The sequence below is a fragment of the Egbenema bharatensis FJBBOT/2019 genome (assembly GCF_048077055.1).
In the GTDB taxonomy this organism is placed as follows: domain Bacteria; phylum Cyanobacteriota; class Cyanobacteriia; order Elainellales; family Elainellaceae; genus Egbenema; species Egbenema bharatensis.
Window position 1 is genome coordinate 557,189 of sequence record NZ_CP182236.1, and the last position, 13,443, is coordinate 570,631.

Sequence of the window (13,443 nt, forward strand, 5' to 3'; positions counted from 1 at the left end):
AATTCAGCGCAGGAAGGTAACGATGAAAAAGCCAAAGTTTTTTAGACGGTTTGATTACGACAGAACGCTGCTTCCGAATGCTTTCCTGGCTGAATTGGAGGATGTTGAAACGCTGGAGCAAGCTAAGGACAAAACGGGCTATACGATCGGCTATCCGGGCTGGAATCTGATCTACTATATCCTTTTATCCCATCTCAAACCGGATACCTGGAATACCATTGTTGAAACAGGTACAAATATTGGTTGCTCTACGATCATTTTGGCGCAAGCGCTGAAGGATTCTCAGGGGGATGGACAGGTTTATACGGTTGAGCTTGAGGCTGAGAACTATGAACGGGCGCAGGCTCATTTTGCTCAGTCGGGCGTTGGTGATCTAATTGATGCGAGGCTGGGTGATTCTAAGGAAATCCTGAAGCAAATTACGCAGGAAGTTTCAGGCGTTCGGACAGCGTTCTTGGATGCATCGCACTTGCTAGATGACGTGTTGGCGGAGTTTGAGATTATCTATCCCCATCTTGAAGCAGACAGTATTGTAGTTTTTGATAATACCTACCAGATTGCTGAACCCCATGAAGATCAGCGAGTGTTTGGCGCGTTACACAAAATCCAAGAGGTCTATGGTGGAAACTTGATCAATTTTGAGTTTGTGTCATGGTACACACCAGGAATGGCTATTTGGCAGAAAACTCCGTTTCGTGTTACTGAGTAGGCTGGCTAACGATGGTTTCTTGCTGCATTGTTTTTGCTATCAATTCACGTAGGCAATAAATACAACTATGAACTTAGACGAAATTAAAGCAAAAATTCCCGACTATAGCTGGTATCACGCTATTCAGTTTGCTGAGGGAGTCGTTTCGCCGGGACGTTTTGCGAGCCATATTCCGCCTAACTATACTCTGTTTCCTGTGTTCAAATTTTTAGAACATATTGATTTGGCAGGAATTGATTGTATTGATATCGGTGCTACTGATGGGCTCACCTCATTCATTGTTAAGTTAGAAGGAGCTTCCCGTGTTGTAGCAACCGATCGTGGTGAGCGAGATGCATTTCGATTCACGCGAGATGCGCTTGGATTGGACGTTGATTACTTTCCTGCAACCACATTAGACGGAGGCGATTTGCTACAGAAATTGCAGGCAAACAATCTGCCTGTGAAGTACGATCTTGTAGTTCTTTCGGGGGTTATTTATCATGCTTACGATCCTCTGTTAGTAATGATGCATGCCAGGAAACTCCTTAAACCCAAGGGACTTTTCATTGTAGAAAGCGTTATTGCTCCAGGGGAGGAAGATGCTTTGTACATGAACTGGGAAATAGATAAGCCTGTACGTGAAGCAAACTCCTATTTTCTTCCAACATTGAAAGCTTTTGCTGGACTACTAAGGTTCTGTAGTTGTTCATGTTTGACGCTGGCACGAAACGGAACAAGAGGGGCTGCCATTGGTAGAGCATGTCCACCTAGTGAAATTGATGATTGCTCAGACATGCTTAAGCTAATTATTGAAAAGGGAGTATGCTACGGGCCAATCTCCTATAAAGAACTTGAAAAGGAAGCACAGCAAGGAGAAGTTTCGCCGATTACTTATTCTGGTCCTTCAGGTGAAATTGAAATCGATGCCAAGTTATTTTCCACTCGCTTTGCACTTCAACCTCCTTCCTTAGAAGTGGATTCTTGATGAAGTTTTATCTTGTAAGGCGATGCTTAGTTGAGTAAGATGCTGCGAAAACATTGTAGTTTCTTGACCTTACTGTATTCATTTCGGGTGTTGTTTGGCACATGATTAATGATCTACTCTTCAAGCTGCTGTGCTTTAAGCATGATGTCATCTACGATCTGATTTCCTATCAAGATCTAAAGCTGTGTGTTGACGTAGGTGCGGCGGCAGGAGTCATTACCAAGAAAATAAAACAAGCTGGCACTAATGAGACGAAAGTTCTGGCTTTTGAACCTTTTGAAGGGAATCATCAATACTTCTTGAAAAATACAGCAACGTTGAAAAATGTTGAGTTGATTCCCAAAGCGGTATCCGTTCAATCTGGAACAGCAAAATTTCAGGTTCCGTCAGTTGTTGCTGGGACTGAACGTGGGTGGGAAGAGATGATTGGTTATTCTTCTGCTGGCTCACTGGTAAATGATAAAGCTGGAGCGGCTCAAGCATCTGCTTCCCGAGAGTTTCTTGTTGATACTGTAGCAATCGACGATATTGTTCACGAGCATATAGACTTTTTGAAGGTGGATGTGCAAGGAGGAGAGCTGGAGGTTTTAAAGGGCTGTGAGCGTGTAATTTGTGATCACGGTATCGATGTGATGTACGTAGAATTTAGTGGAGATGAGAGAATTCTGGAGTTTTTACACGCTCATCATTATTCTGTATTTGACACAGATTACCTGATCATGGCTAGGAATGATGATCCATCCCTGATTCAGTCTTCCGGGTTTTATGATCTCAATGAAGTGAACTTATCGAATGGGCATAAAGCTTACCATGCGAAGCTGCGCTTAGTTGATCAAGAATATTGTTCCTTCTTGAGAGATTGCCGAAAAAGTTTTGGATATGTCTTTACCGATCTTATTTGTGTCAGCGATCGATTTCTAGATCAATTTGTTGTTAATCTCGGTGATTTGCTTTGTGAGACATCAGCAGAAGGTGAAAATAAACAAGTTGTTCTTTCAATGACTACTAATCGTAAATTATCTGCTCCAGTAAATAAACACATTGCAACGTCATCGCTCTCTTTACCTATGGCTTTATCCTCACAACAGAATCAAACAAAGCTAGGAACGGTAGAGCTAGCAACAGATCTTTTGAAGCGAATTGGCAGCTACTATAGCCGTTGGCCTATTATCCTGGCAATTCTCGCTATTTTCTTGAATCTAGCTATGTTAGTAAGCAATTCTTACCGATGGTTCTTTGCTTGCAGTACTACAGTGGTTCTTTTGCTTCTAATTGGGCACGCAGCTTCAAAGGCAGATTATGTTCTCGCGGAAGTTGAGCAGATTAAAAAAAGCTTGCAACCTATGAACACTTCCAAAAAATCTAAACGGAAGAAGATTGGCTCCACTTAAAAGCTTCTGATTCGTTCAAAGTCAAGTACTAATTATTAAAGATAGAGAGGTACTTTAATGCTCGATATTATTAAAAAAAAAGAATATTTTGAATGGCTCGATCGCGGAATTGCTGACCCTAAGAATCAGACCTTAAAGGGAATCCAAGATGCGTGGATTCTTTCACTTCTGTCTGAAAAAGCAGATCTTAGAATTGCTGAGATAGGTGGAGGTAAATCTCGCGTTTTGCAAAAGCTGGCAGAAAAGAATGAGTGTTGGAACATTGACAAGTTTGAGGGATTGGGAGCGGGTCCAACTGATTTGCCAGAGTTACCTGGAGTGAAAATCGTTCGCACCTACTTGGGAGAGTTTGATCCTGCTCTACCCAATGAATACTTTGATGTTGTTTTTTCCGTATCAGTTGTAGAACACGTTATCCCAGAGAAACTGGAAGCATTCTTCGCGGATTGCTACAGGATTTTGAAACCTGGCGGTATGATAGCTCATGCGATCGATTTATACGTTTTTGATTCCCCAAACACTCGATTAGGCATTGTGGATGCTTACCGTAGAAGTATCGAAGGACATGGCTTGAGTTGGCTTTCTCAACCCAATGTTGATTGCAACTTAATCTTCCAATGTTGCTTTGCTACCAACTCAGATGTCACTATGAACATATGGAATAAGATTGCACCGAGTTTGAGGGAAGTGCGGGAAACGGCTCAAAGTATTTCGCTGAAGTTGCAAGCACTCAAAAAAATGTAAGTTTTGGTACTGCATTTGCATCCACTGCTAGAGATTAGAAACGTAGAAACGGTGTGCAACGAGGAGAAGCCATCATGACGCTCATAACCGATACGCCAGAATTTCAGCACCTCTCAGACAGAGAGAAAAACTTCTTTTCAAAGTATCAGAAAGCTGTGCATTCTTGGCAAAACTCTCATTATCTGGACTACCCACAGCAGGTTCACATTGAAACTCTACAAGGCAAGCTTCCTAGTGTTAATATCCATCTTGTAACGAATGGTTCAGCATTGACGGAGAATAAGATTGACGCACTTGCTAGTGCTCAACGACCGTTCAATATGAATGTCTCCCTAAATGATCACAGACCAGAGATATATGAAAAACTCATGTCACTGAAATTTGAGCGAACGATCGGTAATATTGAGATCCTCCACGATAAGTTGGTTCATGGCGAATTTCCGCATAGCGTTGCAATTTGCAGAGTCAGCGGAAAGCGAGAAGACGATATTGAGTTTTTAGACTGGGTAAGTGCGAAGTTTCCACACTTTAGAGTGATCATAAAACCAGCAGGCAATTGGATTGGTAAAGTTGACAGCAGAACACATGATTCGGTACTTCCAATAGGCTGTCTAGCTTGGTTTCAGTTTTCAATTATGGCAACTGGTGATGTTGCCCTTTGTTGTATGGATGCCCATGGTGAAAAGACTTTTGGGAATGTCCCAACAAGGTCTGTTTTGGAAATATACAACTCTCCTGAGCATAGGCAGTACCGGGAGAGTAAATCTCGTGCAAACTTGAATCTCTGTTCTAAATGCACTTACCCAGAGACATCTTCTGACGACAGAGTACCTATTCCTTAAAGTTGCTGTTGTTTAGACTACCTTGCAACGTTACTGCGAGAGAGTTCATTTTTCATATGCTCAATATCATCACAAAAGATGAATTTTTCGACTGGCTAGAGCTAGGAATTGCCCAAACCGGAAATTACTCCTTAAAGGGAATCCAAGATGCCTGGGGTTTATCGCTCTTCCAAGGAGTGAGCCAACTTAAAATCGCTGAAGTCGGAGGCGGTAATTCTCGTGTTTTGCATCAGATTAGTCTAGCGAACGAGTGCTGGAACCTTGATAAATTTGAAGGCTTTGGGCTAGGTCCAACCGAAGACGTAAACCAACCCAACGTTAAAATCATTCGATCGTATATTGGTGAATTCGATCCAGCCATTCCAGATAGCTATTTTGATGCAGTCTTTTCGATTTCTGTTGTTGAACATTTGGGTAAAGATAAACTGGATGCTTTCTTTGCTGACTGCCACCGCATCCTGAAACCAGGCGGATTACTCGCCCACGCGATCGACCTTTACATTTTCGATGCACCCGATCCGCGAGTCAGAATCATTGATTCGTATCGAAGTTTAGTAGAAAAACATGAATTTGAGTGGCTGACTCCTCCAACGCTAGACGGAAATGCCACCTTTCAATGCAAGTACGCATCCAACGCAGATATTGAGATGCATCAGTGGAATTCGGTTGCCCCCAAACTGACTCCAATTCGCGTGATCGCCCAAAGTGTTTCAATCCAACTCATAGCGTTCAAAAAGCCCGATCCTGACCCAGCAATACTCTCATCCATCCTGGAGTGTAAATTCCCTAAACTTCCCCAGCTAACCGATCGCAGCTCATCAGTAGACATTACAACAGCCCACTCAGACGCAAACATCCCTTCAGTCCAAAATTCCCCCACGTCTGAGCCAAACCTGCCTCGACAATCAGCAAAACCCGTAAAACCTGTCAGCAGTCAGAAAAATGGCCAATTATCACCAGTGGTTCATCCACCTTTGCTTCAGCGAATCGCTAACTACTACCAACGCTGGCCGATTCTGCTCGCCGGAAGTGCGATCGCCTTCAATCTACTGACTTTGTTCAATACACCCTATCGCTGGTTATTCGGAACGGGTAGCGTAGTCACCCTGCTATTTCTGATTGGACACGCTGCCTCAAAAGCGGATTATGTCCTTGCAGAAGTGGAAGAACTGAAGAAAACGATCGCCCCTCCCAAACAGAAAGCTAAAAAGTAGCCGATCGTAGCTAATTCCCAAGTCTTGTTGATCGGGTAGCATAGGCTTACAGGCTCCCTCGACATTGCAAATTGTTACTGAAAATCATGAATACGCTCGATCAGGTACTAGAAACCGCGTTGCAATTACCCTACGAACAACAGGAAATGTTGATCAAAATCCTGCAAAGTCGTCATTACGAAAGTCGTCGTGCAGAGATCGCTACAGATGCCCAACAATCCCTGGCTGATTTTCGCGCAGGCAAGTTTCAGGTTCAAACGGCTGAGGATATTATTGCAACCCTAGAGCAATCCTTGGACGAACCAGAGCTATGAGGTTGGCTCTAACTCCCAAATTTCAGAGAGCTTTTCGCAGATTTGTGAAGCGAAACCCTGGGCTTCAGCAACGTATTAAAGAGACGCTCAGACAAATGGAAGTAGACGTATTCGCTCCAAGACTGGGAACCCACAAGCTGAGTGGCAAACTGGATGGGCTTCGATCCTGCTCTTGTGGCTACGATTGTCGGATTGTTTTTGCGATTGAGCTAGATGCTGCGGATGATAGCGAAGTGATTGTACTGCTTGATATTGGAACCCATGACGAAGTTTATTAAAACTATCTGGCCTTCCAGTAAATTTGTACAACAAACTACTTGACGAAACCCGCCAATCTGGTATCGTCATAACTTATGGTTACTTTGTGCGTGACACGGTAATCTGCACCCCAAACCCGGCGAGGTATGAAGTAGTAGGCACCTACAACATACCTCTCACCCTACAGACGACCGTAGCTGTCCATAGGGCTAGGTTTAGTTTAGCTCTTTGTTGAACCCCTAAGCCGCTGGCATTGCCATGGCCGAACGTCAGGAGACAACCGGGTTCTGGGTTTCCTCGCAAACCTAAATCATTTATCTTACCCAGGAGCATACCCATGACAGGCGATTTCAACCTGTTCGATCATCCTGCCTTCGGTGACGATACTAATCCGAACCCAGGACGAGAGCGCGTTCGTATTATTATCTTTGGTTCCAAAGAAGTCGTTCGCGCCACCATTCACGATGCCCATCTCAAAGGATTTCGTCGCGTTGATAGCTGGAGTCCCCTATTGCCCACCCCTGATCCGGGGGTGTTTATGTCGATTAGTACGGAGTATCGGGTGATGAGGTGAAGGTAGTGCTGAGGACTGAGGACTGAGGACTGAGGACTGGGGAGAAAAACCGTAGCGCAGGTATCTTTCCCGCTCAGGATGTGGGGCGATCGTCGGTCTGTGGCTCGTCTTGCTGAATTGGCTTGATTTTTGTGAATCTGGCAATTTTTGGTACAAGCGACGGCTGGACTCATTCCCCATGGGAGCATGTCACCTTTGAAAGTTTACCCTCATCCCCCAGCCCCTTCTCCCCAGGGAGAAGGGGATCGGAAGTCCCTCTCCCAAAGGGAGAGGGATTTAGGGTGAGGGCTGCAAAAGTGACATGCGCCAAGTGGGGAAATGGTTTAGCAATTCAAATTCCTCAAAGCCTCGCCCAAAAGCTTCAGATTACGGAAGGCTCTGAAGTTGATTGTTTTATCGCTGATGGTAGCTTGGTTTTGAGACCAAAGCGTAAGCCGTATTCTCTGGATGAACTGGTAGAACAGATCACATCCGATAACCTTCATGCTGAAGTAGAAACTGATATTGCCGTAGGGAATGAAGTTTGGTGACAAGCGATCGTCCTTATATCCCCGATCGCCCCTCCCGTTTTCTGGAGAACCATTGGCGGGGGAGAACCACTGGCAGGCAAGATGCCTGCGCTACGGATAAATCCTCACTCCTGCGGGCTGCGCCCACGCCCCACGAACACTCCTCACCCCTCACCCCTCAGTCCTCAGTCCTCAGCACTCAGTCCTGTATTACGATATTCCTCAGACCTTGGCGTGTTAGGAGTGTCTCGAATTCATGGTTCATCTACGCAGTTCCCCCAAATGCTCGATCGTGATTCGGTGCTACAACGAGGAGCAACATATCGGTCGGTTGCTGAGTGGGTTAGTGCAGCAGACCGTCCAGGATATAGAAATGATTGTGGTCGATTCTGGCTCTACCGATGCCACCGTTGCGATCGCCTCCCAGTATCCGATTAAGCTCGTTTCCATTCGACCGGAAGACTTTTCCTTTGGGCGATCGTTGAACTTAGGCTGTGAAGCTGCGACAGGCGAATTCATTGTCATCGCCAGTGCCCATGTCTATCCCGTCTATAAAGACTGGTTGGAACAACTCCTCAAACCCTTCGCCAGTCCCGACATTGCCCTCGTCTACGGCAAACAGCGCGGCAATGAGATTACCAAATATTCCGAGCATCAAGTCTTTGCCACCTGGTTTCCCGATCGCTCCAACCCTCACCAATCCCACCCCTTTTGCAACAACGCCAACGCCGCCATCCGCCGATTGCTCTGGGAGCAAGTGCCCTACGATGAAACCCTGACCGGACTGGAAGATCTCAGACTGGGCCAAGCGCATTATGCAGCAAGGATACCAGATCGCCTACAGTGCCGAAGCCGAAATCGTTCACGTCCACGACGAACCCCCCAAACGGATCTACAACCGCTACCGTCGAGAAGCGATCGCCCTGAAGCAAATCCTGCCCCAGGAACACTTCAACCTGTGGGATTTTGCCCGCCTATTCATCAGCAACACCCTCAGCGACTACTACCACGCCATCCACGATAAAGCTCTACTCGCCAATCTCTTTTCCATCCCCACCTTCCGGCTGATGCAGTTTTGGGGAACCTACCAGGGCTTCACCCAGCACACCCCCCTCACCCGCCAGCTCAAACAAACCTTCTACTACCCCAGAGGACTGCGGCGATCGCCCCTGCCCATCTCCCCCGCAGAACGCGATCGGCTAATTGACTACGATCGATCGGTTGCTCACCCCCAACCCAGCCAGTCTCGGTAATGCGATCGGAGTTGCAAGGCAGGTAGCATCACGCCAGAAATCATCGTCAAAACAGTACAGCTTTTGTGCTAATGTGCCTTCTTAAGCAAGCGGGAGTCGATCCAAGGTGTTCTGCAACCATGAGCCGTCAACCTAAAGTCTTGAAACCGGATGAAGCTTACACCTTCAGCAAATATTTTGAACTGCCATTTGACATTGAAGACATTCTGGCGGATTTAGGCTGTACCCTCGATCGCACCCTGTTGGAGTTGCCCCGTTCTGTCCAACCGATCGATCGTCTGGCTGAACTCGCAGAACAAATCCAGGATGGCATCCGCTATGTTGGCATCACCAGCGAACAGGCTCGGCGAGAGTTCCTGATTGCTCCCGTCATTCGAGAAGTCTGCCGCATCACCCAGCAGCGGGTTCGAGTCGAATACCCGATCGTGGTCAACAACTGGCTCAGGGGCACATTCGATTATTACTTTCAAGCCAATAATCTATTAGTGATTGAGGCCAAGCGTGAAAACCTGGACAACGGCTTTACCCAACTGGCCACCGAACTGATTGCCCTGGATCAGTGGATCGACATGGAAATTCCTCACCTCTATGGTGCAGTTACCACCGGGCAAGATTGGCGATTTGGAATTTTCTATCGGCAGGAACGACGCATGATTGAAGATCTGAAGCTGTATCGAGTGCCCGAAGAACTGGAATTGTTAATGAGAATTCTGGTGGGCATTTTGGCGGAGGGCAAAAAGTCCCCATCTCCCAATTTTATCCAAGCGTAATCAGGTTGTTTGTGAAGGGGCGCACAGCAGTGCGCCCTTACAGCCGATTTTTTCAAAAATTGGAATGTCATTTGATTGCAGCTCCCTTAGATACCTATTGTTTTATTGATTGAGCTAAACATGAGTACACCCAGCATCGTTGCCTTTGTTCCCATGCGGCATTCCAGTGAGCGAGTGCCCGGAAAAAACTATCGTCCCTTCGCCGGACGACCGCTGTATCATCACATCGTTGAGGCCCTGCTGGCCTGTCCCCAAATCAGCCTCGTCTGCATTGACACCGACAGCCCCACCATCATTGAGGAAGTGCCCCAGGTCTTCCCCCAGGTGAAAGTGCTGATCCGCCCCGATCATCTGCGGGATGGAGCCACCCCCATGAACGATGTCCTGCTCAACTCCGTCTCCCAGGTTCCTGCCGATTATTATCTGCAAACCCACAGCACCAACCCCCTGCTCAAACCGGAAACCATCTCCAGGGCGATCGATCAATTCCTCTGCCAATCTGAACACGACAGCTTGTTCGGAGTCACCCGCCTGCAAACCCGCCTCTACGATGCCCACGGCCGGCCATGAACCACGACCCCAACGTGCTGCTACGTACCCAGGATCTTCCCCCCGTCTACGAAGAAAACTCCAACCTCTACATCTTCACCCAGCAAATTCTGGAAGAAAGACAAAACCGCATCGGACACAACCCGATGATGTTTGCGATCGATCGGGAAGAAGCCTGGGATATTGATGAAGAAATCGACTTTCGTGTGGCCGAATTCTTCTACAAAGAGCGGGCGATCGGCAATGGCTGATCAAAAAACCGGCGATCGGGGGTGCATAATGAGCGATCGATCTCCCTAAGGACTTTGGATCAAATAACCTGTGCAGTCGTTCTGACTAGTTGACTGGGCAGGCAAGATGCCTACCCCACAAGAGAAAAGAGAGAAGATAAAAAGCGGAAAGCGGAAGACAGAAAGCAAAATCAAAGATCCTTTTACTTCCTAACTGTCTTACTTCCCACTCCCCACTCCCCACTCCCCACTCCTCACTCCTCACTCACCATGACCTGGAACATCCTTCTCACCTGCCCTCCCATGATCATGACCCTGAACCACTGCCAGGAACGCTTTGCCGCCGAAGACCTGAATGTGTTTGTGCCCGACTTTCAGCAGCAGATGAGTGAAGCAGCGCTCTGCGAGATTATTGCCGACTTTGATGGCGTGATTGCGGGAGATGATCCGTTTACTGCCAAGGTGCTGAAAACTGGGCGAGCTGGACGATTGCGGGTGTTGGCCAAGTGGGGCATTGGCGTAGATGCGATCGACCTTGAAGCGGCACGGGATCTAGGAATTTTCACCTCAAATACTCCTAATGTGTTTGGCGATGAAGTGGCGGATGTGGCCCTGGGCTATACCTTGATGCTGGCGCGGCAGTTGCACAAAATGGATGCGGCCGTGCGGCAAGGGGAATGGCTAAAGATTCAGGGAACCTCCCTGCGCGGGAAGGTGGCTGGGGTGATTGGTGTGGGCAGTATTGGCCAGGCGATCGTCCGGCGGTTACGAGCTTTGGGTATGGAGGTATTGGGGTACGATGTCCATCCCATCAATCCAGATTTCTGTCAGGAATCCCAACTGCAATCGGTGAGTCTCGATCGCCTGTTTCAGGACTCCGACTGCATCCTGCTGGCCTGTAACCTCACCCCCCAGAACCACCATCTGCTTAATGCCGCTGCCTTCGCCCAAATGAAAGACGGGGTGTGGATTGTCAACGTCGCCAGAGGGGGCTTAGTTGATGAATCGGCCCTGATTCCCGCGATCGAAAGGGGCAAAGTCGGAGCCGCTGCCCTCGATGTGTTTGAAACTGAACCCCTCCCCGCCGACCATCCCCTCACCCAATTTGATCAGGTGATCTGCGGTAGCCACAATAGTTCCAACACCCGTGAAGCCGTACTGCGAGTTAACCAACTGGCGATCGATCATGTGGTGCGAGACTTGAAGCGATCGGCGGCGGGAGAAGTACCTGGGTAGAGTGAGGAGTGAGGAGTGAGGGGTGAGGAGTCGGGAGTCGGGAGTCGGGAGTTGAGGGTTATTTCTGTAGCGCAGGCATCTTGCCTGCGGGTCAGGCTATCTCTCTTGTGGGGTGGGCATCTTGCCCGCCCAGATCCTTCGAGGGTAGGCACCTTGCCTGCGGGTCAAGAATCCTTCTTGTGGGGTGGGCATCTTGCCCGCCCAGTCCTTCAGGGAGAATCCTTACACCCCAGCCTCACTGCCATCAATGAATCAGCAGAACAAACAGAATGAGCAAAATTGGATTAATCACAGGAGTCGCAGGGGGAATTGGCTACGCGGCCGCCGAACGGTTGAAGCAGGACGGTTGGATCGTGGTTGGAGTCGATCGCCATCCTGAGGTTAACTTACCGGCGATCGATCGCTACATTCCAGCCGATCTGGGGGAAGCTGCGTCCATTCAGTCCATCGCCACGACTGTCCAACTGGACTTCGGACAACTCGATAGCTTGATTAACAATGCGGCTGTGCAAGTCTGTAAGCCCGCCCTGGAGATGACCGTTGCGGAATGGGATCAGGTGATGACCGTCAACGTGCGCGCTGCCTTCTTCCTGGCCCAAGCCACCTATCCCCTTCTGAAAGCCACCCAGGGCAGTATCGTCAACGTCAGTTCTGTTCATGCGGTAGCCACCTCCGCCAACATTGCCGCCTATGCTGCCAGTAAGGGAGCCTTGATGGCCCTGACGCGGGCCCTGGCGATCGAATTTGCCCCATCAGTACGGGTGAATGCTCTGCTACCGGGAGCTGTCAACACTGGAATGCTGCAATCGGGGTTACAGCGGGGCCATTTGAGCGGAGAGCATATGGAGGAACTGCTGGCGGATTTGGGACAAAAAACGGTGATGGGTCGGGTGGGCAAACCTGAAGAGATTGCCGAATCCATCTTGTTCTTAGCCGATCAGGGGCGATCGTCCTTCATGACAGGTCAGTCCCTGGTTGTGGATGGGGGGGCAACGGCTCGACTCAGCACTGAATGAGTTTGTCTAAAGTAGAACGCTAAAGCTGGTGGGCAATGCCCACCCTACGGCTTCCTTGATTGCCCTCAGTCCTCAGTCCTCAGTCCTCAGTCCTGAATAACAAACCTTCGTTCCGCCCAAGCCGCAGTAGCCGCCTGGATTTTTGGCTAGATATTGCTGATGGTAGTCCTCGGCATAGTAAAACTCTGGTGCATCCAGAATTTCAGTGGTGATATTTGAATAACCTTCGGACTTCAGCGCGGTTTGGTAGGACTGCTTCGAGGCTTCCGCCAGAGCTTTTTGCTCCTCGGTGTAGGTGTAAATTCCAGAGCGATACTGAGTCCCGGCATCATTGCCCTGCCGCATTCCCTGAGTGGGGTCATGGCTTTCCCAGAACACCTTCAGCAGCGTTTCGTAGCTCACCTGTTTCGGGTCGTACACCACGCGCACTACTTCATTGTGACCCGTCATGCCGCTACAGACTTCACGGTAGGTGGGGTTCGGTGTATACCCGGCCGCATAGCCGACCGAGGTGCTATACACACCATCCAACTGCCAGAACTTCCGCTCTGCACCCCAAAAACAGCCCAATCCAAACAGAGCCAACTCCATGCCATCGGGAAAGGGTGGCTGCAAAGGGTTGCCGTTGACGAAGTGGCGATCGGGAACCGGCATGGGGGTATCGCGTCCGGGGAGGGCTTCATCGGGGCTGGGTAAGGCGTGTTTTTTACCGAATCCAAATAGCACCATAGGTTTAATCGGGGAGTTTGTGAGTTGAATCAATCTATCTTCATGATAAATCAACCAGCCGATAGCCCTCATTCCTCCCGTCAATGGAGTGACCAGTGGAGTGACACTGAGGCGGCTATAATTTAGCTCAGATAAGTC

At 48.6% G+C, this 13,443-nt stretch carries 16 protein-coding genes and 1 pseudogene; 16 read left to right on the forward strand and 1 reads right to left on the reverse strand.

Features of this window, described 5'->3' with window-relative positions; translation table 11 throughout:
* Positions 1–22 precede the first annotated feature (22 nt).
* The 16 genes and pseudogenes from ACM1PF_RS02435 (at position 23) to ACM1PF_RS02510 (ending at position 12,576) form a co-directional block, all read left to right on the forward strand.
* On the forward strand, positions 23–709 hold the full coding sequence (locus tag ACM1PF_RS02435; RefSeq protein WP_416672049.1) for an O-methyltransferase: 687 nt from the start codon (positions 23–25) through the stop codon (positions 707–709).
* 67 nt (positions 710–776) lie between these two features.
* Positions 777–1,676 carry a methyltransferase domain-containing protein gene (locus ACM1PF_RS02440; protein ID WP_416672050.1) on the forward strand — a complete coding sequence of 300 codons (900 nt, stop codon included), beginning with the start codon at positions 777–779 and terminating at the stop codon, positions 1,674–1,676.
* Positions 1,677–1,777: 101 nt separating this feature from the next.
* The gene (locus ACM1PF_RS02445; protein WP_416672052.1) at positions 1,778–3,067 is read left to right on the forward strand and encodes an FkbM family methyltransferase; all 1,290 of its coding nucleotides are present in this window, start codon (positions 1,778–1,780) and stop codon (positions 3,065–3,067) included.
* A 57-nt stretch (positions 3,068–3,124) separates the two neighbouring features.
* The gene (locus ACM1PF_RS02450) at positions 3,125–3,811 is read left to right on the forward strand and encodes a methyltransferase domain-containing protein (protein WP_416672053.1); all 687 of its coding nucleotides are present in this window, start codon (positions 3,125–3,127) and stop codon (positions 3,809–3,811) included.
* Between the two features lie 74 nt (positions 3,812–3,885).
* A complete protein-coding gene (locus ACM1PF_RS02455) occupies positions 3,886–4,653 on the forward strand; it encodes a radical SAM/SPASM domain-containing protein (RefSeq protein ID WP_416672055.1) in 768 nt (255 codons plus the stop codon).
* A 56-nt stretch (positions 4,654–4,709) separates the two neighbouring features.
* Positions 4,710–5,867, forward strand: a complete 1,158-nt coding sequence (locus ACM1PF_RS02460) for a class I SAM-dependent methyltransferase (RefSeq protein WP_416672056.1) — start codon at positions 4,710–4,712, stop codon at positions 5,865–5,867.
* Between the two features lie 86 nt (positions 5,868–5,953).
* The gene (locus ACM1PF_RS02465) at positions 5,954–6,181 is read left to right on the forward strand and encodes a hypothetical protein (RefSeq protein WP_416672058.1); all 228 of its coding nucleotides are present in this window, start codon (positions 5,954–5,956) and stop codon (positions 6,179–6,181) included.
* A complete protein-coding gene (locus ACM1PF_RS02470; protein WP_416672059.1) occupies positions 6,178–6,459 on the forward strand; it encodes a type II toxin-antitoxin system RelE/ParE family toxin in 282 nt (93 codons plus the stop codon). The genes ACM1PF_RS02465 and ACM1PF_RS02470 overlap by 4 nt, the downstream gene beginning before the upstream one ends.
* 317 nt (positions 6,460–6,776) lie before the next feature.
* Complete coding sequence (locus tag ACM1PF_RS02475; RefSeq protein WP_416672060.1) at positions 6,777–7,013, forward strand: hypothetical protein; 237 nt, start codon at positions 6,777–6,779, stop codon at positions 7,011–7,013.
* A 281-nt stretch (positions 7,014–7,294) separates the two neighbouring features.
* Entirely contained in the window at positions 7,295–7,543 is a 249-nt protein-coding gene (locus ACM1PF_RS02480; protein WP_416672061.1) for an AbrB/MazE/SpoVT family DNA-binding domain-containing protein, read from the forward strand.
* Between the two features lie 235 nt (positions 7,544–7,778).
* Positions 7,779–8,546 (forward strand): glycosyltransferase family 2 protein, encoded by a 768-nt coding sequence (locus tag ACM1PF_RS02485; RefSeq protein WP_416672062.1) that lies wholly within the window; start codon positions 7,779–7,781, stop codon positions 8,544–8,546.
* Positions 8,547–8,589: 43 nt separating this feature from the next.
* The gene (locus ACM1PF_RS02490) at positions 8,590–8,775 is read left to right on the forward strand and encodes a hypothetical protein (protein WP_416672064.1); all 186 of its coding nucleotides are present in this window, start codon (positions 8,590–8,592) and stop codon (positions 8,773–8,775) included.
* A gap of 119 nt (positions 8,776–8,894) precedes the next feature.
* On the forward strand, positions 8,895–9,545 hold the full coding sequence (locus ACM1PF_RS02495; RefSeq protein WP_416672065.1) for a hypothetical protein: 651 nt from the start codon (positions 8,895–8,897) through the stop codon (positions 9,543–9,545).
* A 120-nt stretch (positions 9,546–9,665) separates the two neighbouring features.
* Positions 9,666–10,345 (forward strand): annotated as a pseudogene (locus ACM1PF_RS02500) (cytidylyltransferase domain-containing protein).
* A gap of 249 nt (positions 10,346–10,594) precedes the next feature.
* A complete protein-coding gene (locus ACM1PF_RS02505; RefSeq protein ID WP_416672066.1) occupies positions 10,595–11,560 on the forward strand; it encodes a phosphoglycerate dehydrogenase in 966 nt (321 codons plus the stop codon).
* Between the two features lie 269 nt (positions 11,561–11,829).
* The gene (locus ACM1PF_RS02510; protein ID WP_416672067.1) at positions 11,830–12,576 is read left to right on the forward strand and encodes an SDR family NAD(P)-dependent oxidoreductase; all 747 of its coding nucleotides are present in this window, start codon (positions 11,830–11,832) and stop codon (positions 12,574–12,576) included.
* A 72-nt stretch (positions 12,577–12,648) separates the two neighbouring features.
* Here ACM1PF_RS02510 and msrA read toward each other — a convergent pair whose 3' ends face one another.
* Entirely contained in the window at positions 12,649–13,305 is a 657-nt protein-coding gene (gene msrA / locus ACM1PF_RS02515) for a peptide-methionine (S)-S-oxide reductase MsrA (protein WP_416672069.1), read from the reverse strand.
* Between the last annotated feature and the right edge of the window lie 138 nt (positions 13,306–13,443).

Coding starts and splice junctions, on each gene's coding strand:
- ACM1PF_RS02475 (WP_416672060.1), top strand. CDS start 6,777: ATGACAGGCGATTTCAACCTGTTCGATCATCCTGCCTTCGGTGACGAT.
- ACM1PF_RS02485 (WP_416672062.1), top strand. CDS start 7,779: ATGGTTCATCTACGCAGTTCCCCCAAATGCTCGATCGTGATTCGGTGC.
- msrA (WP_416672069.1), bottom strand. CDS start 13,305: ATGGTGCTATTTGGATTCGGTAAAAAACACGCCTTACCCAGCCCCGAT.
- ACM1PF_RS02455 (WP_416672055.1), top strand. CDS start 3,886: ATGACGCTCATAACCGATACGCCAGAATTTCAGCACCTCTCAGACAGA.
- ACM1PF_RS02445 (WP_416672052.1), top strand. CDS start 1,778: ATGATTAATGATCTACTCTTCAAGCTGCTGTGCTTTAAGCATGATGTC.
- ACM1PF_RS02450 (WP_416672053.1), top strand. CDS start 3,125: ATGCTCGATATTATTAAAAAAAAAGAATATTTTGAATGGCTCGATCGC.
- ACM1PF_RS02440 (WP_416672050.1), top strand. CDS start 777: ATGAACTTAGACGAAATTAAAGCAAAAATTCCCGACTATAGCTGGTAT.
- ACM1PF_RS02460 (WP_416672056.1), top strand. CDS start 4,710: ATGCTCAATATCATCACAAAAGATGAATTTTTCGACTGGCTAGAGCTA.
- ACM1PF_RS02465 (WP_416672058.1), top strand. CDS start 5,954: ATGAATACGCTCGATCAGGTACTAGAAACCGCGTTGCAATTACCCTAC.
- ACM1PF_RS02505 (WP_416672066.1), top strand. CDS start 10,595: ATGACCTGGAACATCCTTCTCACCTGCCCTCCCATGATCATGACCCTG.
- ACM1PF_RS02510 (WP_416672067.1), top strand. CDS start 11,830: ATGAGCAAAATTGGATTAATCACAGGAGTCGCAGGGGGAATTGGCTAC.
- ACM1PF_RS02495 (WP_416672065.1), top strand. CDS start 8,895: ATGAGCCGTCAACCTAAAGTCTTGAAACCGGATGAAGCTTACACCTTC.
- ACM1PF_RS02435 (WP_416672049.1), top strand. CDS start 23: ATGAAAAAGCCAAAGTTTTTTAGACGGTTTGATTACGACAGAACGCTG.
- ACM1PF_RS02470 (WP_416672059.1), top strand. CDS start 6,178: ATGAGGTTGGCTCTAACTCCCAAATTTCAGAGAGCTTTTCGCAGATTT.
- ACM1PF_RS02490 (WP_416672064.1), top strand. CDS start 8,590: ATGCAGTTTTGGGGAACCTACCAGGGCTTCACCCAGCACACCCCCCTC.